Below are 23,258 nucleotides of genomic sequence, written 5' to 3'. Positions count from 1 at the left end.
TCTATGAAATAATAAAAGATAGAAGCTAGCGAAAGGAGTAAATGAGCATGAGAGTTTTTTTCCCTGATCCTCAACGAAGACCACAAAAAGCCATCCAAGAAATGACTGTAAAGCTAACTAAAAAATTTCAAGCAATTGATGAACGATTAACACTAGAACATTTTGATGATTTTGTTGATTACGGTCCTGAAGTGTTTCCTCAATTAGCTCCGCTTTATTGGGATCCACGAGTGCCGAATCACCCAATGGAACACTTTGTTTACTATGAATATGTTTTGAGATTAAATGGGTTTCCTATTTATGTGATCACACCGTATAGTGAGGTCATAGATAAAACTTATACAAGAAAAGGGAGAGATAAAGATCCCTTTTGGTCTTTGATGAGACGTATTGATCCTGAGATTTTATCGCTCATCCATGATTATCAGATCCAAAATCTTCATTACTGGCGGGATCTTTATTCAGTAACCCAATTTCAAGCAGAAATCAATAAAATCAATAGTAGAGTATCCTTGATCCCCGAAAAAACAAATAACGAGGCGCGCACACTCCTTTTTATTGATCCAAAACAACGAGACCCTGAATTTGTCCGACGAACCACAGAACAAATGGCTCAAGAATTAGCTGAGCTTGATCCGCACTTGTCCGTGGTCTACCATGAGGACTTTATTGATTTTGGCCCAGAAGATGGGCTGTTTTTATCCGAGTGTCCTTTTGATCCAGAAGAGGATGATTCTGATGATCCACGAGCGGGGCTAGCAGATACAGAGTATACCGTCTATTATGAGGATACGATCTTATATGCTTCAACCCCTTATTCCTTAGGTTATGGGTACCATGGGGACTATTTTCGAGGAGGAATCCCTAGCACGGAATACTTAGGACTATCTCAAGAATTGACGGCAGAAATCCTAAAAATCCTTCATACGTTTAAAATTTATAATAAGTATTATTGGCGACATCTATATACTCCTGCAGAATTTCAAACAGAAATAAGGCGCTATCAAAAAAGTTGGGACTTAGAGTAAGCAAAGTCCCAACTTTTTTCTATTTTTTTACAAGAGGATAGACGGTGGAAATCGTTATTTTTCCATTTTCTTTGATGTTAACATGACCTTGGATCTCAAAAAGACCGTTGCTTGCTTTTCCGCTGAATGGTTTATTTCCGGTGCCATTAAAGGTCGTTTCGGAAATAATTTGTTCGACTTCTTTCATGATTTTTTCTGCATCCCAATCATCGGGAAAGACAGTAGAATTAGCTTCTTTATATTTTCCTGCGTATTTTACTTTCGCTTCATAAGGCATACCTTTTTTTACTTCTCCGATTGGTTCGTAGATAATGCCACTTTCTTTTCTATAAAAATCTGGGTGTCTTGAATGCGCACCTGACAGATTAGGAACACCATCTTTGCCTGGTTTGACCTCACCCGCTAGATGATTGAGAGTTTTTCGTTTAAAATATTTCGTCGGTTGGATCTTTTCTACGATGCCTTTATTTGGGCACCCTTTGAGAAGGATTTCTTCTTCTGCTGCTAAAATGGTTTTGGCTTGTGCTTCTTCGACTTCAACAGCACCGATGAGTTCTCCTCGTTCGACCGTGGTCAATAAGGAACGCATCTCACTCCACGGCAAACACATGGCCACTAAAAGCACATCCAGTGGTTCAATTTTCATCTCAGATTGCTTGATGCGCAATTCGGTATTTTCGTAATTCGGTAGGTTCTTTAAGACGTTGCCACCAATTTCTTCTAAGACATTTACCGTGTCGTCATTTAAGGTTTTAGGTAAGGCGTCGGTTCGTTCCTCGTCATAAAGACCATCAGCTAATGCGTAGTATGTAGCGTAAATACCAAAAAATTTCTGGACTTTCCGTAAAGAATAGATGACTTGTTGGTTATAGCCGATGGTAATTTGTTCCATCGGCACAACGGTTTGTGTCCCGCGATAAACAAATGCGCCCTCTCGATTGAGTACTAAATCCTGCCCATTGGCTTGTGCAACGATTCGGAAGAAATTAGTATAAAATGTTTCTGGAAATTGGCTGATCAGCTGGTCACGTTCCTTGATCATTGCTCCAGTGATGTCTTTTCCTGTCCGATTGACGGTATCGACATCGGTTGGTGGGATCGCACCTATTTGAACGGTTGCATGATTCAAAAAGAACTGTAGTACGGTCTCAGGTGTGTCCATTTGGTTAAGGAAGGTATCAAAATCTGTTTCGATGGCAATATTGATCGTATTAGAACTGTAGTTATTGTAGGTTTGTTTCTCATGATCATAGGCAGTAAATGCAAAAGTAGCATTCACTTGCTTATCGGTCCACATCGAAGGAACAAACGTGATTTCTTGTAATGAGCCGATCCTAGGTGGAATTTTGATGTTCCCGGGGTAGTAATTATTGATCGAATTCTCTAGATAAACTAATAAACTTTGTCCATCAGTTGTTTTTGGTCGAAAAGTCAATTTTTCTTTGGTTTTGATGAGTTGATAGCCTGACAGATCGGGACTGACATTTAAGTAATCGATAAATTGGTTTTGTAAAGCAATCCAGCTAGCCATTTCCATTTTGCTAAATTCGTCTAAATCGGTAGGATTTTCTGGATGATCAATGATTTCGTCAAAAACAGCAAGGGTATGTCGTAACAACTTCTTTTGTGTGAGACGATAAGCTTGACTAAGGGCGGTTTCTTGTGCACCGGGTTTGAGATACGGGGTAGTAAACTCTGCTAAGGTGACCGCTTGAATAATTGGTGCGATCGGTGCGAGATTGAAACGAGTACTTAACGGTAGGAACGCTGGGCCATACATTAAATCTAAGTAGTCATTTAAGATCAAATTATCGAAGACGTTTCGTTGACTCGATAAAGAAGATGGGTCTTTTTCAAATTTGAGTTTTTCTATTTCTGTTATTTTTTGTGGTTCCTCGGGAGACGAAAGCGCATTAGGTAGTGTGAACGTCACTGGTGCTTCTCTACTTGCAGAATGAAGGGTATGATCGGTCGCAAAAGCTATGATACTAGGTGGAAGTATCGTTGTTAGTAAGAGATAGAGGACAAGCCACCAACAGCCCCAAGTTAATTTTTTGTTTTTCATTTTTTATCACTCCTTTGTATTTGGTACCACAAGTGTACAAAACAAAGAAAGCGTTTTATTTGAAAATGAATGTTCTCTAACACCTTATTTTTCCAAAAAAAAAGAAAAAAAGTTCTTCTATAATGAGCAAACATGAGCAAGGTGGTGTAAATCATGTGTTTTTACGATGGCTTATAAATAGAAATACTCTTTGACAATAAAAAAAGGCTCTTTTAAAATGCGAAAAACGATTTTAAAAGAGCCTCTTTTTATTGCTCAAAATGAGGGGAATCAACACACCCTCACATGAAACAAATAACTATTCATTTTTTATAAGGAAACTATTGTTAGTGATTCAAGAGTTCGGCTGTTAAACGTTTTGCTGTCGGTGTAACCGCCAAACCACCTTCAGCCGTTTCTTTAAAGATGGCTGGCATCTGACGACCTACTTGATACATCGCTGCGACGACTTCATCTGGTGGGATGACACTTTCGATTCCTGCTAGGGCCATATCTGCCGAGATGAATGCCTGAGAAGAGCCGAGGGCGTTTCTTTTAACACAAGGGACTTCAACGAGGCCTGCGACAGGATCACAAATCAGACCCATCATGTTTTTCAGCGTAATTGCGATAGCTTGGGCTGCTTGATGGGGCGTGCCATTTTTTGCACAGACTAGGGCGGCAGCGGCCATTGCACTTGCTGAACCAACTTCTGCCTGGCATCCGCCTTCTGCACCACTGATGGAGGCGTTATTGGCAATGACTAATCCAAAGGCACCAGCGGTAAAAAGAAACTCAATCTGTTGTTCGTGGGTCAAAGACAATCGGTCACGGACAGCCATGAGGACACCAGGTACAACACCAGCGCTTCCTGCTGTAGGGGTGGCACAAATCAACCCCATTTTTGCATTTACTTCGTTGACAGCGATAGCGTTGCGGACTGCTGACAAAATGGTTTCACCACTTAAAAAGTCGGCTTCTTTTAAGTAACGAGCTAGTTTTTGGGCATCACCGCCAGTGATTCCAGTCACAGACGTTACACCTTCGTTTCCTTCAGTGATGGATTGTTCCATGACACTGAGGTTTTTTTCCATGATTGCAATGATTTGTTCCCGTGGACGACCACTCATTTCCATTTCAACAGCAATCATTAATTCTGCGACACTAGGATAATTTTCTGCTTGGCGAACCAACTCTTCAATAGAGAAAAACATCTTTCTTCCTCCTTTAATCAAAATAATTAACGCTGTCGATCTTCGGTAATTGCGTTAGTTTACTGATGGTATCATCTACTTGTGGATCATCTACTTCAATGATCATAATGGCATTTTCACCCTTTGATTCTCGTGTAACAGTCATTGTACCGATATTTGTATTTGTTTCTGAAAGGATATTCGTTACTTTAGCAATCATCCCAGGTACATCTTGATGAACGATGATAAAGGTCGGTGTTCCCATGCTTAATGAGATTTTGAAGCCGTTTAATTCCGAGATTTGGATATTTCCGCCACCAATCGAGATACCAGTGACTGAAAGTTTCCGTTTTCCTTTTTTCAACAATAGTTTAACGGAGTTAGGATGCTCAGCTTTTTCACCCTTAGGCACAAAGAGAACTTCCATTCCTGCTTCATAAGCTAACTGCAGTGAATCTGCCAGACGCTCATCATCTGGTTCCATGCCTAACAAACCACCAACTAAGGCGATATCTGTTCCGTGTCCCCGATAGGTTTTTGCAAATGATTCATAAAGATAGATATCCACAGAATCTGGTTGTTCCCCAAAAATACTACGGACGATTTTGCCGATTCGAGCAGCTCCAGCAGTGTGAGAGCTGCTTGGACCGATCATGACTGGACCAATAATGTCAAAAACACTACGATATCTTAATTCTTTCATTTTTCCACCTCTTTAAAATAGATAAACACCCCAGCAAAAGTAAGTGAACTGTGTATAGCTCACTTACTCGTTTCCTCATCATTTTTGAACCATAAACTACATTAGTTAAATTAAATAAATATTTCACAAGTGTGCATTAATCTAAGGAACGTATCAATGATAGCTATGAAAATATATCGAACAATATTTTTATATTTTTAAATAGAAGAAAGCATAAATTACTAATGAGTGAGCGGTAGTGATACCTTATGTATTTTCGCTTGTTTTCTTTTCAGCGTAAGTGTATCACAAAAGAAGGAAGATGAGGTGGACTTCCTGTTGATTTTTAGTTTTTTTTAGAGGTTCAAGCAATAAATTAAACATTTATCAGAAAAAAATCTTGAAAAATAGAATATATTTGCTATACTGTATCAGTGTGCATTGTCATATGCATTATTTTGACTGATAATCGAAGGATTATGAGTGAAAACGTGGGAGGAGAAATATGCATCTCCAATTAACCACATCACGGACTTAAGGAGGTATGTCTCGTGGCAAAGAAAGTAGAAAAAATCGTTAAATTGCAAATTCCTGCAGGTAAAGCAACTCCAGCTCCACCAGTAGGTCCTGCACTAGGTCAAGCGGGTATCAATATCATGGGATTCACTAAAGAATTCAACGCTCGTACAGCTGATCAAGCAGGTTTAATCATTCCGGTTGTTATTTCTGTATACGAAGACCGTTCATTCACATTCGTTACAAAAACACCACCAGCTGCAGTATTATTGAAAAAAGCTGCAAAAATCGATAAAGGTTCAGGCGAACCAAACAAAACTAAAGTTGCTAAAGTTTCTAGCGATCAAGTAAAAGAAATCGCTGAATTAAAAATGGAAGACCTAAACGCAGCTGATATCGAAGCAGCTATGCGCATGGTTGAAGGAACTGCACGAAGCATGGGGATCACTGTAGAATAATCGCTACACCCTAAGAAAGTAGCTTCTCAGTTGGCTCTGTATTGAAAGATATAGAACACGTGGGAGGTACAACCGTTATAACCACAATCAAGGAGGAACCAAAATGGCTAAAAAGAGCAAAAAAATGCAAGACGCATTAAAAAAAGTTGATTCAAGTAAAGTTTATCCTGTTGCCGAGGCTGTAGCTTTAGCAAAAGAAACAAACATTGCAAAATTTGACGCGACTGTTGAAGTTGCATACCGTTTGAACGTAGACCCTAAAAAAGCAGACCAACAAATTCGTGGTGCTGTAGTATTACCAAACGGAACTGGTAAAACACAAACTGTTTTAGTTTTTGCTAAAGGAGACAAAGCAAAAGAAGCTGAAGCAGCTGGTGCAGATTTCGTTGGTGACGACGACATGGTTCAAAAAATCCAAAACGGATGGTTTGACTTTGACGTAGTTGTTGCTACACCTGATATGATGGCAACTGTTGGTCGTCTAGGACGTGTTTTAGGACCTAAAGGCTTAATGCCAAACCCTAAAACAGGTACTGTAACAATGGACGTAACAAAAGCTGTTAACGAAGTAAAAGCTGGTAAAGTTACTTACCGCGTAGACAAAGCTGGAAACATCCATGTACCAATCGGTAAAGTATCATTCGACAATGAAAAATTAGTTGAAAACTTTGCAACAATCCATGATGTATTAGTGAAAGCTAAACCATCAGCAGCTAAAGGTCAATACATGAAAAATATCACAGTTACAACAACATTTGGACCTGGTATCCATGTAGACCAAGCTTCTTTCTAATTCTTGAATTAGAACGTTGATTGATCCAACTGAAAAATAATTCTTGACTCAACTAGTTTAGCATGCTAAGCTAGTTGAGGTTAATAATTAACTTGTACCGAAGACAGTAGGTGGCGTAGCCTTAATTTCCTACCGAGGACGTTTATTGAATACTTTCAATAGTCCCTCTATGTCTACGGTGGCATAGAGTTTTTTTATTGTGAATCACTAAGAACGAAGTGAGTAGATGATGAACAATACTTGGCGAACAGAGTGAGCGAAGTTCCCTCTCAAGCGAAGCATGATGAATCACTAAGAACGAAGTGAGTAGATGATGAACAATACTTGGTCAATGATCAAGTGTAAAAACTCTTCCATCAAAATTCAGGAGGTGAAACTCAAAAATGAGTGAAGCAATTATCGCAAAAAAAGCAGCAATCGTTGATGAAGTGAGCGAAAAATTTACAGCAGCAGCTTCTGTAGTCGTAGTTGACTACCGTGGTTTAACTGTTGATGAAGTGACTCGTTTACGTAAACAACTTCGTGATGCAAACGTAGAAATGAAAGTTATCAAAAACTCAATCCTTTCACGTGCCGCTAAAAAAGCTGGATTAGAAGGCTTAGACGAAGTATTCACTGGACCTACAGCCGTTGCATTTAGTAACGAAGACGTTGTAGCACCAGCGAAAATCATGGACGAATTTGCTAAAGAAGCAAAAGCATTAGAAATCAAAGGCGGTATCATCGAAGGTAAAGTATCTTCATTGGAAGAAATCACAGCATTGGCAAAATTGCCAAACCGCGAAGGACTTCTATCTATGTTGCTATCTGTACTACAAGCGCCAGTCCGCAACGTGGCTTACGCTGTCAAAGCAGTGGCAGACAAAGAAGATGGAGATGCAGCTTAATAGCCGCATAGCATAAATAAAAATACGAACATCTAAAACGGAGGAAATTATAATGGCAATGAACATTGAAAACATTGTTGCTGAGTTAAAAGAAGCAACTATCCTAGAACTTAACGACTTAGTTAAAGCTATTGAAGAAGAATTTGGCGTATCTGCTGCTGCTCCTGTAGCTGCAGTTGCTGCTGGTGGCGCTGCTGCTGCTGAAGAACAAACAGAATTCACTGTAGAATTAACTGCAGCTGGAGACCAAAAAGTTAAAGTTATCAAAGCAGTTCGTGAAGCAACTGGCTTAGGCTTGAAAGAAGCTAAAGCTGTAGTTGACGGAGCTCCTGCACCAGTTAAAGAAGGCGTATCTAAAGAAGAAGCTGAAGAATTAAAAGCTAAACTTGAAGAAGTTGGCGCATCTGTAACTGTTAAATAATTTTTCGAAATTAGTTGGCATTGAGACCCTTGATATGATAGGGTTTCAATGCTTTTTTATTTTGGCTCTATAATTTATGGGACTGATAATGTTTGAAGGATGACAGTCTATCCAATGTCTCTAAAAAAGAAATAAGGAGTAAAAGATGGAACTTTATAAAATGCTAAGCCCTGCAGATATCCAGTTTTTGAAAACTAAATTGAACGTCATTATTCAAGATCGTAATTATACGGATGATGAAGTTGTGCAGATTTACGATAAAATTGAAGATTTTCATATCCTTCAATCCTTTGATGAGAACTATAATCTTTCAGAAGACGGTAGACACGCATTAGATATTTTGTACTTAGATATTTGGTAATAGTACTTAATCAGCTAATGATTAGGTGTTATTTTTTATTCCAACATTAAAGATTTTCCGAAAGAAAAAGCTCATTTTTTAGGAGTGGGATGATAGTGAGGCAGGAATGAGAGGTTGTTTTAGCGGTCTCGAAGTCTTAAATATCTATTATTTCGTTCTTTTGCGTATGTTATCATTGTAATTGAAGCCGAGAAAGACCATTGTCGTTTATTTTTCAGCATATTGCCAACTCATAGCCCGCCAGATATCATGATAGATTAAGAACTGGAGAGCAGCACTAGATACAAATGGGAACGGTTGGATTGGATTATACGTTCGGGAAATGTGGAATGATTCGCAGACTGTTTTTATTGGAACAGAATATAAAACAATGTAAGTAAGGTGTAATGATGAAAAAGTTCGATTCCAGATATATAATAGGTGTATTTCTTGTATTGTTTATTTTAATAGGAAGTGTAGAATTCATTTTGAAAGGGCATCACTCATTTACTCTCAATGAAATTTATTTTAGAGTACCTATTGTTGTTGTCGGTATGGTTGAGATGCTACCAAATGCTAAAGCTTGGGGAACGTTTCGTGTGCTTTTCCTCGTTTTTTTGAGTGATTATTTATTAAAAAAAATATTCGATCATTTTGGGTTAGAAGAAATAACACTTACATTCATACCCTATCTAATTATCTTAGGAATCCTTTTGGTTATTTTCTTTGCCAGATTAACGATAAAAAAAAGACTTTTTCAAACACATAAAAAAGGAAAATAAATGAACAGAAGAGACTGTGACAGAAGTGTCTAGCTCTGAGAAATAAGCCGGAGAATCCAAAAATAGCATCCCCTATTTTTGGTGTTCTTCGGCTTATTTTCTGATAGAATTTGGAATACCGCGAAAATGAAGTTGTGAAAGCATCGGGTAGCTCCAATGACAATAAGAAAGAATTTTTTGAAACAGCTTCCCATGTTTTGAGATTTTTTGACTTATCGCCTAAGGGCAGCTCTTTGAATACCGTTTACCCGTTTTTAAAGTGATTCCCCAGACTCTTTTTCTCATACTTCTGAATAATTACCAATGTGATAAAAAGCGTAAAATGAATAAAAAAGACTCATGGTTATTTTTGTGATACTCTAATAGAAGATGGATTATTTTAGGCAGGTGAAAAAATGAAAACAAAAAAACTACGTGTTTTCTTAATCATTATTGGACTCCTTTTGATTCTATTTATTGGTTATCGTTTATATTTGGAGTATCAGACGGATATCCAAATGTTTTTGGATCCCAAGACCAGTCGACAAGCATTACTGGATCAGATTCGATCACATGGCTTTCGGACAGCGCTCTTTTTGATATTACTGATCAGCGTGATGTGTGCTGTTCCAGGTATCCCTACTTCTGTCATCGGTGTATTGGTAGGTTTAAGTTATGGTCCGTTGCTAGGAACTTTAATCAATGTCTCTGGTAATGCTTTTGGGAATATGTTATCGATTTTTTTAATGCAACATTTAAAGCTGTTTGATCATTCAAAAAAATCCAATCGCTGGGTAACTGCGATCCGCAATATGAAACATCCCAAAATTGGCGTAATGGTGGGGTACATGGTTCCTGTGATCCCTTCTTCCGTTATCAACTTTGCAGCGATGACGTTAAATCTACAAATTCGTGACATCATTTTATCAATCGTGATTGGCGTGATTCCTTCCTCAATTCTTTATGCTTGTGGAGGCGAAGCGTTATTTCATGGCTATAGTAAGACGGCTTTGTTGTTAGTAGCTAGTGTCCTTATTTTGACACTTCTAGTGGTAATTATTTACAAGGATCGTAGAAAACGACATGTAAAATAATTGATATTATCAATGATTAAAAGAAATATCCCTTTGATTTCGTTCTATACTTTTAAGATTCATTTTTATTTTAATTTCACGATAACTTATGTTTCATAAAGTAGTAAAACACTGAACTTTCCTATTCCCAATTTTTCTTAGAAGTTGTAAACTAATAAAGGAAATGAGGGAGATAAATGGATAAAAATGAAAAAACGACGTTAACATCTTCACTGATTTTGCTCTTATCAATTACTTGTGGTGTGGTAGTAGCGAATATGTATTATATCCAACCGATCGGTACGAAAGTGGCAACCAGTTTATCGGTTAGCACTAGTGCGATTGGTATTTTGACGATGTTGACTCAACTTGGTTATGCGTTAGGTTTGTTGTTTTTGGTGCCATTAGGGGATGTAGTCGATCGTCCGAAGTTGATTATCCGAATGGCTGCACTCTCTGCGATTTCATTGTTAGCGGCCTTTTTTGCACCGTCATTTACATTATTTGCGTGTGCTTCTTTTTTGATCGGCTTATTATCGATCGTGCCCCAAATCATTATTCCCTATGGAGCAGTATTGGCAGGGCCCAAGGCTAGAGGAAAAGTGATGGGGACCTTGTTAAGCGGTTTATTAGTGGGGATCTTACTTTCACGGACGGTTTCGGGCATTGTAGCAAGCCTCTTTTCTTGGCGGATGATTTATCTTTTTGCTTTAGTGTTAGTGGCTATCTTGACCGGATTATTGTATTGGAAAATGCCAAGAACGCAAATAAAAACAACTTCATCTGTATCGTATCTTGATTCCTTAAAAAGTTTACCTTATTTAGTGAAAACACAACGCTTATTGAGAGAAGCGTCTATTAGTGGCTTTTTTATGTTTGGAACTTTTTCGATTTTTTGGTCAACATTGATTTTTTATATCAGTAGTCCGGTGTACCATTGGGGAACATTTGAAGCAGGAATTTTGGCGATTTTTGGACTATCAGGAGCAGTAGCTGCACCGATTGTTGGCCGGTTGTCTGATTCTTATTCCGAGAGAAAGATTGTCGGAATGGGACTTGCGATGCAAACGCTCAGTTTTGTTGCTTTATTAGTTGCAGGGAGTCATTTAGTCGTTTTGTTAGTGGCAATTATTCTGTTAGATGTCGGGAATCAATTTGGGCAAGTGGCAAATCAGACACGAGTACAAGGACTAGGCGAAGCAGCAAGTAATCGGAATAATACAGTATTTATGTTTATGTATTTTATTGGTGGTGCTACTGGTTCATTACTAGGCACAACGATGTGGCAACAATTTGGTTGGCTCGGCGTAACACTTACTGGTTTAGCCTTTCAATTATGTGCCTATATTTGTCAATACATCATTTTTCAAAAGCGGTCATGATAGAAGTGTCCAACTTGAAAAGTAAGCTGAAGGATTCGAAAGTCGTTTTTCGATTCTTTCGCTTACTTTTTTAATATACTTCTATCCTATTTTATTTGGGAGTTTCTATAACTGATTTCGCGATCAACCACAGTTATTAGAAAATTTCGTGCAACTTCCAACGAAAAAATAATATGGATACGTTCAATAGTATAAAATCACTTTGTTTAGTACCAGTTATATTATGAAAAATCCAAAAAAATATTTAGTAGACTACTTAGAAATTTTTATATTTAATTTGTATAACATTTTCATATGAAAATGAGTTGTTTCCATAAAAATCTATTCACTTGAAAAATATGTTTTGATAATTTCGTTAAACTGAGTTAAACTTAATTTAACAAAAGGATTGGAGATGAAAGATATGGAAACAGTAGCAAGAAAAATAGGTAATTCTGTGGGGGCAATTTTCCCGAAGGATATATCTCCAAAAGTGGGAGAATTATTTACTATTTTGAAAGTAGGAGAAGCATATATATTGAAACCTAAGAAAGAAGATATTTTTAAAAACGAAAAGGCTTGGGAAGGTTTTAGAGAATCGATTACAGCCGAAGAATCCGAATGGGAGAGCATGAAACTTGAAGGCGAGGAATACTAGATGAAATATCCAAAACAAAAGGATATTATTTGGATCGACTTTGACCCTTCTAAAGGTAAAGAGATAAGAAAGCGTAGACCTGCGTTAGTAGTTAGTAGAGACGAGTTTAATGAGCGTACAGGTTTTTGCTTAGTTTGTCCTATCACTTCTACAAAGAGGAACTTTGCAACATATATTGAAATAAAAGACCCGCAGAAAATAGTGGGTGAAGTAGCTACACACCAATTAAGATCGGTTGATTATACCACAAGAAATATTGAAAAAATTGAACAATGTGATTTGTTGACGTGGATTGAAGTGGTGGAAGTGATAGGGATGTTTATTTAGTAGGAGATAACGGGTAAAGTAGTAATTTCCATTTTAGAAAAAGTTAGATTACTCACCGCTTTTACGACGTTGGTTTTGCTAATAATTGACCATGTAGAAAAAAGTAACCATCTTCGAACTTTGGCGAATGAAGATACAATAGACACTTAATGAGTCTACCGTTTTTTTAACGATTCTAAATTGGGGCGATGTTTACCTGGACAATTAAGAAAAGAGAGAAGATTGTAAAAAACGATGATCTAAACAGCAATAGCCCCCATCCACACAAGGGTTCTTGTGTAGAGGAGACAGGCTGGTGTTAAATGATGTACATAATCTATTTTTAGAGAATTTAGTCAATTTTATCCCTCGATTTCAATGACTCGATCGACTAAATCCTGGTAAAATTCTTGTTCATGAGAGACGATGATCACCGTCCCAGGAAAATGCTTGATACCGGTTTGTAAGCTATCTTTTGTTTCATGATCGATATGATTCGTTGGTTCATCAAGAATTAATAAGTTTCCTTGGTTCATCGTGAGTTGTGCCAATTTTACTTTGGTTTGTTCACCACCGCTAAGAGTAGAAAGTGGTTCACTAGCTAGTTGATTGACTAAACCAGATTTGGCTAGTTGTCTTCTTAATTCTTTAACGGTTGCTTTAGGAAACTGTGCGCCTAGATATTGTAAGGGGGTTTCTAAAGGTTTTTCCCAAATGAGATCTTGTGAGAAATAATTGATCGCTGTGTTGTCGGGAAAGTGATATTCGCCGGCTAGTTGTTCGATTTCACCAATCAAGGTTTTCAAAAGTGTGGATTTACCAATACCGTTAAATCCACGAATCGCCACTTTTTCACCAAAGCGGATGGTTAGGTTGATCGGCAAAAGCAAAGGTCGGTCATACCCAATAACTAAATCGGTCGTTTCAACAGCCAATGTCGTTACGATCGGAGAATAAGGAAAATCAAAGATTGGCTTAGCTGTTGAGGCAGGCGGAGTCAATCGCTCAATTTTATCTAATTGTTTTTGGCGACTTTTTGCCATGGTAGAGCGAGAACCAGCTTTATATTTTCGGATATAAGCTTCGGTTTTTTCGATGTGCTTTTGTTGGGCATGGAATTGGCGTAGATAACTTTCACGGTTTTGTTCTTTTTGTCGTAATGCTTGTTTTAAATGACCCGTATATTTGGTGATTTTACCAAATTCTATGTCAGCGATATGGGTTGTGATTTTATCTAAAAATTCTTGGTCATGAGAAATCACGATATAAGCGCCCTCGAATGATTGTAAAAATTGAGTAAGCCATTGGATATGTTGGTCATCTAAGTGATTGGTTGGTTCATCTAAGATCAGAACATCGGGATTTTCTAAGAGTAATTTTGCCAAAATCACTTTGGAACGTTGACCACCACTCAGTTTTTTTAGAGGAGTGGACAATCCTAAAACGTCAATGCCTAGACCACTACTCATCTCAGCGACTAAGGTATCAATTTGATAGAATACTCCTTGGTCTAATTCTGTTTGAAGCTTTCCCGCTTTTTCGAGTAATGCCTCTTCCATTGTTTCGCTATATTCTTGATAAAGTTGGGTAATCAATGCTTCTTTTTTAAATTCATCAGAATAGGCTGTTTTTAAAAATTCTTCGATGGTTAATGTTTCATCCACCGCTACATATTGATCTAAATAGCCTCTATGGATATTTTTTTGCCAATGGACTTGTCCATCATCTGGTAGAATTTCTCCTGTGATGATCTTGATCAACGTACTTTTGCCAGCTCCATTTTGTCCGATCAATCCTAGATGTTCTCCAGCATTGACTTGGAGTTGTACATTTTCATATAAGATTTTATCTCCAAATTGTTGCGTGATATTTGTTAATGTTAAAAGACTCATGTTCTGTTCCTTTCTAATAATGTTATGCATGTTAAGAAGACTAATAGAAGAAAGCAAAACAAATAAAAAAGCTGATCTGAAGTTGTTCAACATACTATAGGATCATTCGACATGATCGAACGAATCTAGGAGAACATGTCAGTTAAAATTTTTAAATAAGTTGCTCGTCTTTTAGAAAATCGTTTCTCAGTTAATGAGAAGTAGCGATTGTTTTCTAAATTTCTTGGTCTTTAATGTTTTAATTATAAAAAACGTATACTAATAGTATCAGTTTAAAGGACATGCGATAGGTTATCTTATGCAACCTAACATGCAAGGGACAAGATTGTCAAGAAAACGAAAATCGTCGGTTTTGGTCTATACTAATATTGTAAAAAAAGACAAGTCGTGCTATAATTGGGCTATACCAAAAACAAAGGAGTAGTCGTTATGGAAATCATTCGAGTGAAAAATGCTGAAGAGGGCGGAAAAAAAGCTTTTGAATTTATTAAAAAAGGCATGGAAAATGGGGCAAAAGTATTAGGTCTTGCAACAGGTAGTACGCCAATTACTTTATACAAAGAAATGACTTCAAGCGATCTGGATTTCAGTGACATGACTTCTGTAAACTTAGACGAGTACGTTGGACTAGGCGGTTCAGATGATCAAAGTTACCGTCATTTTATGAATAGCCAATTGTTTGATAAAAAACCATTTAAAGAATCATATGTACCAGATGGAAAAGCTGCTGATCTTGAAGCGGCTTGTCAAGAATACGATGAAATCCTTGAACAACATCCAATCGATATCCAAATTCTAGGAATTGGTCAAAATGGACATATCGGATTTAATGAACCTGGTGCACCATTTGATGGCACAACTTCAGTAGTGGACTTAACAGAATCAACGATCAATGCGAATAAACGATTCTTTGAAAAGGCAGAAGATGTTCCAACAAAAGCTGTCTCAATGGGGATTGGTTCGATCTTAAAAGGAAAAGAGATTGTCTTACTTGCTTATGGTGAAAACAAAGCAGATGCAATCAAAGGAATGATTCAAGGACCAATGACCACTGATTTGCCAGCAAGTGCTTTACAAGAACACGACAACGTGATCGTGATTATTGATGATGCAGCAGGAAGCAAACTATAAGAATAAATAAAAATTTTGGGGGGCTGCTCGTTTTCAGCTCCCTTTTTTGATCGAATAAGATTTTTAATCTGTCGCACAAAGCAATGGGGTGATTTGCTTTGTTTGAAGTTGCGAAACATGCTATATTGGTTTGGAGGGGATTTATATGGATGAGATGATCTTATCGGTCCCAGAAATCATCTTACGACTAGGGATTGCATTGATCTTTGGCGGGGCGATTGGATTTGAACGGCAATATAAAAATCGTCCAGCAGGGATGCGGACGCATATTTTAGTATGTATGGGTGCTTGTATCATTGCGTTGATCCAAGTGGAAATTGCAAGTAAAGCGTTACGTGATGCGTTAGAATACCCAGAACTAGTTGGTACGATTCGCTCAGATGAAGCACGTTTGATTGCACAAGTCGTTAGTGGCGTTGGGTTTTTAGGAGCTGGCACGATCATTGTGACGAAACAATCAGTCACCGGGCTAACCACAGCTGCTTCCCTGTGGGCGATTGCTGGACTAGGAATCGCCATTGGTATGGGATTTTATTGGATTGCGATCATTAGTTTTATCGGGATCGTGATTGCATTAACGGTTGTCAAAAAAATTATCCACGTACCAACGACCAAAAAACTAGAAATCCAATATATTCATCGGAAAGAAACCAAAGATTTCTTGACCGAGTATTTTGAACAACGAGGAATTATCATTGAAGACGTAAATTTTGACGTGGATTTCGTGGAGGATTATCGGGTATATAAAAATATTTATACAATTGACTTACCAAAGGACATGACGTATGCAGATGTCATTGAAGAGTTATCTGTCCATAAAAATATCATGAAGCTTCATTTAGTTAGTGTGGCACAATGAAACAATTCCTTTCAGTTGGTAATATAAGGCTTTTCACACATTGGTTTTATGAAGAGTCGGTTACAAAAGAAAAAACGCTCCTTCGCTAAGAGAGTATTTCCTATTTTAGCCAATGAGCGTTTTTGGTGTCTTTTTTTGATTTATTTGCATTTGTTTAGATAATGATTTCAGTCATTAAGCTTAGAAGTTTTTTAAATTTGAAAATTAGCTACTAGTAATTAGAAAAAGAAAGAATATTTTTGTAGCTGTTTATCAGAAAAGAGCGCTTTAATTCTAATAAAATGATAAAATGAAAGTATCAAGAGTTGGAGGAGATGTATGCAAGAAAAGTTTAAAAATTCAAAATTATTATTTTGGACTGTTGAGTTGGTACTGACGATTATTGGGGTATATTTTATTTTACAGATGCCAAATGTCTTTAGTCCAGTGTTAAAAATGTTATCAGCGATTTTATTGCCATTGCTGGTTGCTGGATTTTTCTATTATATGTTTGATCCGGTCGTTGTTTTTTTGGAAAAACGAAAAATCCCAAGGGTTTATGGATACATATTAACGCTAGTTGTTCTAGTCGTACTAGCGGTTTTAGCGATAATGAATGTGATTCCTCAATTGGCAGAACAGACGATCCAGTTGACTAAAAGTTTGCCGATGTATGCGGAAGAGACAAGTAAATGGCTCAATGAATTGGCACAGCGTGAGGAAATCAAAAATTTCAATATTGAAGAACAATTAGCTTCGGCTAATCTTTCGTTGAGTAATTTGTTCAATATTGTATTGGTAAGCTTATCCAGCAGTGTCTCTAAAGTTTTTTCATTTATGATGCAGTTTTTTGTTTTACTGTTTACCGTGCCTTTTATTCTATTATTCATGTTTAAAGACGGACACAAATTTATCGATGCTTTAGCAAAATTCTTTCCACAAGGGATTCGAGGTGAAGTACGTCAAACGGTCAAAGAACTAAATGAGACGTTATCGGCATATATCAGTAGTACGATCGTTGATGCGGTTATCATTGGTATCATGAGTTTTATTGCTATGACCATCTTTAAACAACCATATAGTTTATTGTTAGCTGTATTTTGTGGTATCACCAATATTATTCCATATGTGGGACCTTTTATTGGTGCTGTCCCGGCAGTGATCGTTGGTCTATTTGTTTCACCATTCCAAGCATTATACATGGCGCTTTCGATCCTTGTTATCCAACAATTAGATGGAAATGTAATCAAACCGTTATTATTTGGGAAAAACATGAATATGCATCCATTAACGATTATCTTAGTGTTGATCGGTGCTGGCAGTGTCGCAGGGATTCTAGGAATGTTGATTTGTATTCCGGTGTATGCTGTCATTAAAACATTAGTCTTGAATATCAGAAAAATTTACTTATTGCGAAAGTTTGATTCTGGTGTGGAACCAACGATCCAAGAGATAAAAACGAATGGACGTGAAAATTAAAGGTACTATAAAGAAGTAGAAGGTAGCACAACAGTAGTCACTAAGTAATTTTGTACACCATTCACTATTTATTAGAGAGTCTAGGAAAACGTCCTAGACTCTCTTTTTTTGTTAAAATTCTTATGGGATCCTGGGATTGTTTGAAAATGAGTAATTTTTTCCCATAATAAGTTAAAAAAGACTATAATAAACAAAATCTTTCTTACACTTTCGTAAAAAGTAAGTAACGGATAACAAAGTTAAAGAAAACGCATACAAAATTGTCTGTTGCAATGGACAAAGTCCAGTGAAACAAAATAAATAATGTGTCTTATGATAAAGATACACAGGGGGGATGAAACATGACTAGTCAGATGAATCGAGAAAATAAGTTGATCCTTTTGTTATCAAAACAAAAAGATTATATGACTTCAGAAGAACTAGCCATTCTATTAGAAACTTCGACCAAAACAATTTACCGTTTGATAAAGAAAATCAATCTTGAATTTCCTAACGGTCACTTGATCCTAGCCGAAAAAGGTCGGGGGTACAAATTAGATTATGGGAAGTTTATCGAACAAACCAATGAGCTGAATAAACCCTCTGTAGAGCTATCGCCTGCTGAACGTCAAGATCGAGTAATGGAAGAATTGCTAATGGTTTCACCTAAAGCACTTAAAATCACTGAGCTGTTCAGAGATTATTATGTTGGTGATTCTGCTATTGCCAATGATGAAAAGCAGATAGCTAAGAAAATAAAAAAGTTTGATCTTGAACTGATCCGTAAAAATCGCACGCTTGCGATCCAAGGATCAGAAACAAATATTCGGCGAGGGATCGCCGAAGTCATCTGGCGGATGAATATTCTTGATATTGATGAAATCAATCGAACAAAAGAGTTGAATTTTAATCGTTACGATGTGTTGTTTGTATCAGAACAATTGAAATTGATTGAAAAAACATTAGGCGGTGGAATCCCTTATCCTTATAACGTCAATATTTTTTCACATCTGTACATCATGATCAGCCGTTCCAGAAAGACGAATTACCAAATCAAAGAAATCGAATTATCTACCGAACAACTTCAATCGTTAGACCACGAAAGTCCAATTTATGAGATGGCGATGATCGTGATCCAAAACGTGGAACGTTATCTCGTTACTCGCTTACCGATGAACGAAGTCTATTATTTGTATCAATATCTAGTATCCTCACGGATGGAAAAAACAACGCAAAAGAAACAGGTTTTTCCAGATAAAGTATCAGAAATTACCTCTTATTACCTGAAAGAGGTGGGCGACAAAATCAATCTGAAGGTGGCGAATGAAGCGATTTTTGTTGATCTAGCCAATCACATCAAACCAATGCTCAATCGGTTAAAAAATCATATCCATGTCAAAAACGGATTGTTAGAACAAATTCAATTGACCTATGAAGAGATTTATAAAAATGTATCAGTTGTTTCTAAAGATGTTAGCAAAAAGTATCAGCTGCCTTTGATCAATCAAGATGAAATCGGTTTTATCACATTATATTTTGCACGGATGTTGGAAACACAGCAACTACCGATTCAAACACTGATCATGTGTACTACAGGGATCGGTACTTCAGAATTATTAAGAGCAAAAATCAATAAGAAATTTCCTGAACTGGCGGTCGTTGATGTAATTGCCACCAAGAATTACCAATCGGCATTAGAAAAAAATCCCGGAATTGAATTGATTTTAACCACCATTGGAATCAAAGATTCGTTACCTGCACGTACACTACTTGTTAGTGGCATGTTAACAGCAGATGATCAGTTAAGAATCCAACGAAAGATTGAGGAAATATACAATGAAAGATGATTGGCTCGAATATGTTCCTCCAACAGTATTCCATTCACGAAATGAAGTCTATGAATGGCTAGCACAGCAAGTCGATTCAGAAACGGGAATAAAAAAAGAACAAATCGTACAAGCATTGTTGGAACGCGAGGAAACTGGAGATATTCAAATTGATGAAGGGGTACTTCTACCTCATATTGAAAACCAATTAGTCAAAGCAACAAAAGTCATTATTTTACCATTGAAACAAAGAATGGCGAACTGGAACCCAGCCATCCAACAAGTCGAGTTGATTCTTGCGGTATTTCTGGCACCGCAAGAAAAAATCGAAACCAAGCGTCAAATAGCAAACTTTATGCGCCTACTAGCAGATGAACAAGTAATCGAAACTTTAAAAGAAGGAAAAAGACTGGAAACAATCGATGGAAACGAAAGGAGAAATGACAAATGAAAATCATTGGAGTAGCAGCTTGTACCGTGGGGATTGCCCACACCTACATTGCTCAAGAAAAATTAGAAAATGCAGCTAAAAAAGCAGGGCATGAGATACACGTAGAAACCCAAGGAACCATCGGGATCGAGAATGAACTAACGCCTGCACAAATCAAAGAAGCAGATTTGGTGATCTTAGCAGTGGATGTAAAAATCAGTGGTCGAGAACGGTTTGAAGGAAAGCGGATCATCCAAGTACCGACTGAAATTGCGATCAAATCACCAAATAAGTTGATTGAGAAAGCCATGGAAGTCGTAAAACAGTAAAGAATAGGAGTGAAATTTGATGGTAGAAGTAGCAAAAATCATTGATCCAAATAATATTAAGACCAATTTAGTGGGGGAAACGAAAGATGAAGTACTCAAAGAATTGGCAACGGTGTTATTGCAAAATCATTATATTACAGATGTAGATGGCTTCATGGCAGATATCTATGCGCGAGAAGAAGAAGGACAAACTGGGATCGGCAATTATATTGCCATTCCTCATGGGAAAAGTCCTTATGTAGATAGAATTGGTGTAGCAATCGGTGTTACAGAAAATGAAATTCCGTGGGAATCATTAGATGGTAAGGGAGTCAAAGGAATTATTTTATTTGCAGTGGGGGATGATAACGAAGGGGCACAAGAACATTTGAAGTTACTTTCGCTATTTGCTAGGAAACTAGGTAATGATGAAGTAATCGAGCAATTGATCCAAGCAAAAGATGCAGATGAAGTGGTCGCAGCATTCAGCTAAAAATCAAAGGAGGATAAAAAGATGAAAATCGTTGGAGTAGCAGCTTGTACTGTGGGGATTGCCCACACCTATATTGCCCAAGAGAAACTAGAAAATGCGGCAAAAAAAGCAGGACATGAGATGCACGTAGAAACTCAAGGAACCATCGGGATCGAAAATGAATTAACGCCCGAACAAATCAAGGAAGCAGATTTGGTAATCTTAGCAGTTGACGTGAAAATCAGTGGTCGAGAACGCTTTGAAGGGAAAAGAATCATCCAAGTACCAACTGAGATTGCGGTGAAATCACCCAATAAATTGATTGAAAAAGCGCAAGAAGTGTTAGTACAGCAAAGTATTTCATAAAAATAAGGAGGAAGACTGATGGAAAAGATAAAGAAGCTGAATCTGAAAGGGCATTTGTTAACTGCCATCTCTTATTTAATTCCCATTGTGTGTGGTGCGGGATTTCTGATTGCGATTGGGATGGCATTTGGTGGAACGAGCCAAGGAACTTTGGTGCAAGGCGAATTTTCATTTTTTGATGCCTTAGCAACGATGGGTGGTGCTGGTTTAGGCTTATTACCAGTCGTGATTGCTACGGGGATTTCTTACTCGATTGCTGGAAAACCTGGTATTGCTCCTGGCTTTATTATTGGTTTAACAGCTAATGCGATCGGTGCAGGGTTTATTGGTGGAATATTAGGTGGTTATCTAGCTGGTTATCTTGTTTTAGCAATTTTAAAATATTTCAAAGTGCCAAATTGGGCAAAAGGCTTGATGCCAACATTGATTATTCCTTTTGTTGCTTCATTTATTGGTGGATTAGTGATGGTCTATGTGATTGGAGCTCCAGTCGCAGCATTCACTTCTTTACTAACGAACTTCTTGGATGGATTAGGAAACTCTTCCTTGTTGATCTTTGGGGGAGTGATCGGTTTACTAAGTGGTGTTGACTATGGTGGACCAATCAACAAGACAGTTTTTGCTTTTGTGTTAACGATGCAAGCAGAAGGCGTGAACGGTCCTATTACAGCTTTACAACTTGTGAATACCGCTACACCAATCGGTTTTGGCTTGGCTTATTTCATAGCTAAACTTTTCCGCAAAAACATTTATACAAAGGTTGAAGTGGAAACCTTAAAGTCAGCAGTTCCTATGGGTGTGATCAATATCGTTGAAGGGGTCATCCCGCTAGTGATGAATGATATTGTTCGTGGGGTTGTAGCAACTGCAATCGGGGGCTTTGCTGGTGGTGCGACTACTATGATCTTAGGTGCAGATGCAACGGTTCCTTTTGGAGGCGTTTTAATGATCCCAACGATGTCACGTCCTTGGGCAGGCGTTATCGCCATTTTAGTCAATGTGATCGTGACAGCGGTTGTTTTAGCCATCATTAAGAAAGATGTTGGTGAGGAAGTCACAACAGTCCCAGAAAAAGAAGAGGAAGACATTCGTTTAGATGACATTCAAATCTTTTAAGCGATAAAGCAAATTAGTTAAAAGGTGTCGCTATAGTGTAGATAAATTATAGAATAAAGGAGTTTTTTCAATGAGCAAAGTAGCTTTTTCACCATCCTTAATGACGATGGATTTAGATAAATTCAAAGAACAAATCGAATTTTTGAATGAACATGTTGATTCTTACCATATCGATATCATGGACGGCCATTACGTTCCGAACATTACATTATCGCCATGGTTCATCGATGAAGTACGTAAAATCAGTCAATTACCTATGTCTGCTCATTTAATGGTCAGCGATCAAAGTTTTTGGGTAAATCAACTAATCCAACAAAAATGTGAGTGGATTTGTATGCATGCTGAATTACTTGATGGTTTAGCTTTTCGTTTAATTGATCAAATCCATGATGCTGGCTTAAAAGCTGGAGTAGTCTTAAACCCTGAAACACCAATTGAAACGATTTTTCCTTATATCGAATTAGTTGATAAAGTAACGATCATGACAGTTGATCCAGGATTTGCTGGTCAACGATTTATCGAAAGTACATTAGATAAAATCACCGCATTACGACAATTACGGCAAGAAAAAGGATATCATTATTTGATCGAAATGGATGGTTCGTCTAACCGTCAATCATTTAAGCGAATTGATCAAGCCAATCCAGATATTTATATTATTGGGCGTAGCGGATTATTCGGCTTAGATGAGGATATCAAAACTTCTTGGGAGATCATGAAAAAAGATTTTGAAGAGATGACTGGAAAAACAGTCGAATCAAATAGTATAAATGCGTACAGTCTATAGCTATACAAGAATCAAAAATTACTTTTAGGGAATAAATACGCTTTTCTTGCAATACCCGTGTAAGAAATGCTGAGAATATAAACAAAAAATAAACCAAAGAACTTCAAAAATAG

The 23,258-nt window shown here is 37.4% G+C and carries 25 protein-coding genes and 1 other annotated feature; of the genes, 21 read left to right on the top strand and 4 right to left on the bottom strand.

Features of this window, described 5'->3' with window-relative positions:
• Positions 1-47 precede the first annotated feature (47 nt).
• Positions 48-1,028 (top strand): hypothetical protein, encoded by a 981-nt coding sequence (locus AB3I12_RS07570; protein ID WP_063626530.1) that lies wholly within the window; start codon positions 48-50, stop codon positions 1,026-1,028.
• 19 nt (positions 1,029-1,047) lie between these two features.
• Here AB3I12_RS07570 and AB3I12_RS07565 read toward each other — a convergent pair whose 3' ends face one another.
• From AB3I12_RS07565 to sdaAB, 3 genes are all read right to left on the bottom strand, one after another.
• On the bottom strand, positions 1,048-3,093 hold the full coding sequence (locus tag AB3I12_RS07565; RefSeq protein WP_063626531.1) for an EndoU domain-containing protein: 2,046 nt from the start codon (positions 3,091-3,093) through the stop codon (positions 1,048-1,050).
• A gap of 326 nt (positions 3,094-3,419) precedes the next feature.
• Positions 3,420-4,286: an L-serine ammonia-lyase, iron-sulfur-dependent, subunit alpha gene (gene sdaAA / locus AB3I12_RS07560; protein ID WP_063626532.1), complete on the bottom strand. Its 867-nt coding sequence runs from the start codon at positions 4,284-4,286 to the stop codon at positions 3,420-3,422.
• Positions 4,287-4,299: 13 nt separating this feature from the next.
• Positions 4,300-4,968, bottom strand: coding sequence for an L-serine ammonia-lyase, iron-sulfur-dependent subunit beta (gene sdaAB, locus AB3I12_RS07555; protein WP_010720152.1), 669 nt, complete (start codon positions 4,966-4,968; stop codon positions 4,300-4,302).
• Positions 4,969-5,498: 530 nt separating this feature from the next.
• On the opposite strand from sdaAB, the gene rplK reads away from it, so the two are divergent.
• From rplK to AB3I12_RS07505, 10 genes are all read left to right on the top strand, one after another.
• Entirely contained in the window at positions 5,499-5,921 is a 423-nt protein-coding gene (rplK, locus tag AB3I12_RS07550) for a 50S ribosomal protein L11 (RefSeq protein WP_010720151.1), read from the top strand.
• A gap of 103 nt (positions 5,922-6,024) precedes the next feature.
• Positions 6,025-6,714, top strand: a complete 690-nt coding sequence (gene rplA / locus AB3I12_RS07545; RefSeq protein ID WP_010720150.1) for a 50S ribosomal protein L1 — start codon at positions 6,025-6,027, stop codon at positions 6,712-6,714.
• A 79-nt stretch (positions 6,715-6,793) separates the two neighbouring features.
• Positions 6,794-6,919, top strand: a sequence feature (ribosomal protein L10 leader region).
• A gap of 178 nt (positions 6,920-7,097) precedes the next feature.
• The gene (rplJ, locus tag AB3I12_RS07540) at positions 7,098-7,601 is read left to right on the top strand and encodes a 50S ribosomal protein L10 (RefSeq protein ID WP_010720149.1); all 504 of its coding nucleotides are present in this window, start codon (positions 7,098-7,100) and stop codon (positions 7,599-7,601) included.
• Positions 7,602-7,653: 52 nt separating this feature from the next.
• Positions 7,654-8,022 (top strand): 50S ribosomal protein L7/L12, encoded by a 369-nt coding sequence (rplL, locus tag AB3I12_RS07535; RefSeq protein WP_010720148.1) that lies wholly within the window; start codon positions 7,654-7,656, stop codon positions 8,020-8,022.
• A 145-nt stretch (positions 8,023-8,167) separates the two neighbouring features.
• The gene (locus AB3I12_RS07530) at positions 8,168-8,383 is read left to right on the top strand and encodes a Spo0E family sporulation regulatory protein-aspartic acid phosphatase (protein ID WP_063626533.1); all 216 of its coding nucleotides are present in this window, start codon (positions 8,168-8,170) and stop codon (positions 8,381-8,383) included.
• 389 nt (positions 8,384-8,772) lie between these two features.
• On the top strand, positions 8,773-9,144 hold the full coding sequence (locus tag AB3I12_RS07525; protein ID WP_231105531.1) for a hypothetical protein: 372 nt from the start codon (positions 8,773-8,775) through the stop codon (positions 9,142-9,144).
• Between the two features lie 395 nt (positions 9,145-9,539).
• Positions 9,540-10,217, top strand: coding sequence for a TVP38/TMEM64 family protein (locus AB3I12_RS07520; protein WP_010720092.1), 678 nt, complete (start codon positions 9,540-9,542; stop codon positions 10,215-10,217).
• 176 nt (positions 10,218-10,393) lie between these two features.
• Positions 10,394-11,578: an MFS transporter gene (locus AB3I12_RS07515; RefSeq protein WP_010720091.1), complete on the top strand. Its 1,185-nt coding sequence runs from the start codon at positions 10,394-10,396 to the stop codon at positions 11,576-11,578.
• Positions 11,579-11,981: 403 nt separating this feature from the next.
• Positions 11,982-12,215: a hypothetical protein gene (locus AB3I12_RS07510; RefSeq protein WP_063626534.1), complete on the top strand. Its 234-nt coding sequence runs from the start codon at positions 11,982-11,984 to the stop codon at positions 12,213-12,215.
• Positions 12,216-12,542 carry a type II toxin-antitoxin system PemK/MazF family toxin gene (locus AB3I12_RS07505; RefSeq protein WP_063626535.1) on the top strand — a complete coding sequence of 109 codons (327 nt, stop codon included), beginning with the start codon at positions 12,216-12,218 and terminating at the stop codon, positions 12,540-12,542. It abuts the gene before it with no gap.
• Between the two features lie 341 nt (positions 12,543-12,883).
• Here the strand turns inward: AB3I12_RS07505 and AB3I12_RS07500 are convergent, their stop codons facing one another.
• Positions 12,884-14,413: an ABC-F family ATP-binding cassette domain-containing protein gene (locus tag AB3I12_RS07500; protein WP_063626536.1), complete on the bottom strand. Its 1,530-nt coding sequence runs from the start codon at positions 14,411-14,413 to the stop codon at positions 12,884-12,886.
• A gap of 429 nt (positions 14,414-14,842) precedes the next feature.
• Between AB3I12_RS07500 and AB3I12_RS07495 the strand changes: the two genes are divergently transcribed.
• From AB3I12_RS07495 to alsE, 10 genes are all read left to right on the top strand, one after another.
• Positions 14,843-15,544: a glucosamine-6-phosphate deaminase gene (locus AB3I12_RS07495; RefSeq protein ID WP_063626537.1), complete on the top strand. Its 702-nt coding sequence runs from the start codon at positions 14,843-14,845 to the stop codon at positions 15,542-15,544.
• 145 nt (positions 15,545-15,689) lie between these two features.
• Positions 15,690-16,403 carry an MgtC/SapB family protein gene (locus AB3I12_RS07490; RefSeq protein ID WP_010720086.1) on the top strand — a complete coding sequence of 238 codons (714 nt, stop codon included), beginning with the start codon at positions 15,690-15,692 and terminating at the stop codon, positions 16,401-16,403.
• Positions 16,404-16,721: 318 nt separating this feature from the next.
• Complete coding sequence (locus AB3I12_RS07485) at positions 16,722-17,861, top strand: AI-2E family transporter (RefSeq protein ID WP_034699501.1); 1,140 nt, start codon at positions 16,722-16,724, stop codon at positions 17,859-17,861.
• A gap of 341 nt (positions 17,862-18,202) precedes the next feature.
• Positions 18,203-19,687 (top strand): PRD domain-containing protein, encoded by a 1,485-nt coding sequence (locus tag AB3I12_RS07480; protein WP_063626538.1) that lies wholly within the window; start codon positions 18,203-18,205, stop codon positions 19,685-19,687.
• Entirely contained in the window at positions 19,677-20,117 is a 441-nt protein-coding gene (locus tag AB3I12_RS07475) for a PTS sugar transporter subunit IIA (RefSeq protein ID WP_010720083.1), read from the top strand. The genes AB3I12_RS07480 and AB3I12_RS07475 overlap by 11 nt, the downstream gene beginning before the upstream one ends.
• Positions 20,114-20,425 (top strand): PTS fructose transporter subunit IIB, encoded by a 312-nt coding sequence (locus AB3I12_RS07470; protein WP_010720082.1) that lies wholly within the window; start codon positions 20,114-20,116, stop codon positions 20,423-20,425. Before AB3I12_RS07475 ends, AB3I12_RS07470 begins: the two co-directional genes overlap by 4 nt.
• 19 nt (positions 20,426-20,444) lie before the next feature.
• Positions 20,445-20,897, top strand: coding sequence for a PTS sugar transporter subunit IIA (locus AB3I12_RS07465; protein ID WP_010720081.1), 453 nt, complete (start codon positions 20,445-20,447; stop codon positions 20,895-20,897).
• Positions 20,898-20,918: 21 nt separating this feature from the next.
• Positions 20,919-21,242, top strand: a complete 324-nt coding sequence (locus AB3I12_RS07460; protein ID WP_010720080.1) for a PTS fructose transporter subunit IIB — start codon at positions 20,919-20,921, stop codon at positions 21,240-21,242.
• A gap of 18 nt (positions 21,243-21,260) precedes the next feature.
• Complete coding sequence (locus AB3I12_RS07455; protein WP_010720079.1) at positions 21,261-22,358, top strand: PTS fructose transporter subunit IIC; 1,098 nt, start codon at positions 21,261-21,263, stop codon at positions 22,356-22,358.
• 70 nt (positions 22,359-22,428) lie between these two features.
• Positions 22,429-23,145 (top strand): D-allulose 6-phosphate 3-epimerase, encoded by a 717-nt coding sequence (gene alsE / locus AB3I12_RS07450; RefSeq protein WP_010720078.1) that lies wholly within the window; start codon positions 22,429-22,431, stop codon positions 23,143-23,145.
• Positions 23,146-23,258 lie beyond the last annotated feature (113 nt).

Origin of the sequence: Enterococcus sp. C65 (genome assembly GCF_040887165.1) — a bacterium.
GTDB classification, from domain to species: domain Bacteria; phylum Bacillota; class Bacilli; order Lactobacillales; family Enterococcaceae; genus Enterococcus_B; species Enterococcus_B hirae.
The sequence above is the reverse complement of the archived record's forward strand: the minus strand, read 5'-3'. Positions and strand labels throughout refer to the sequence as shown.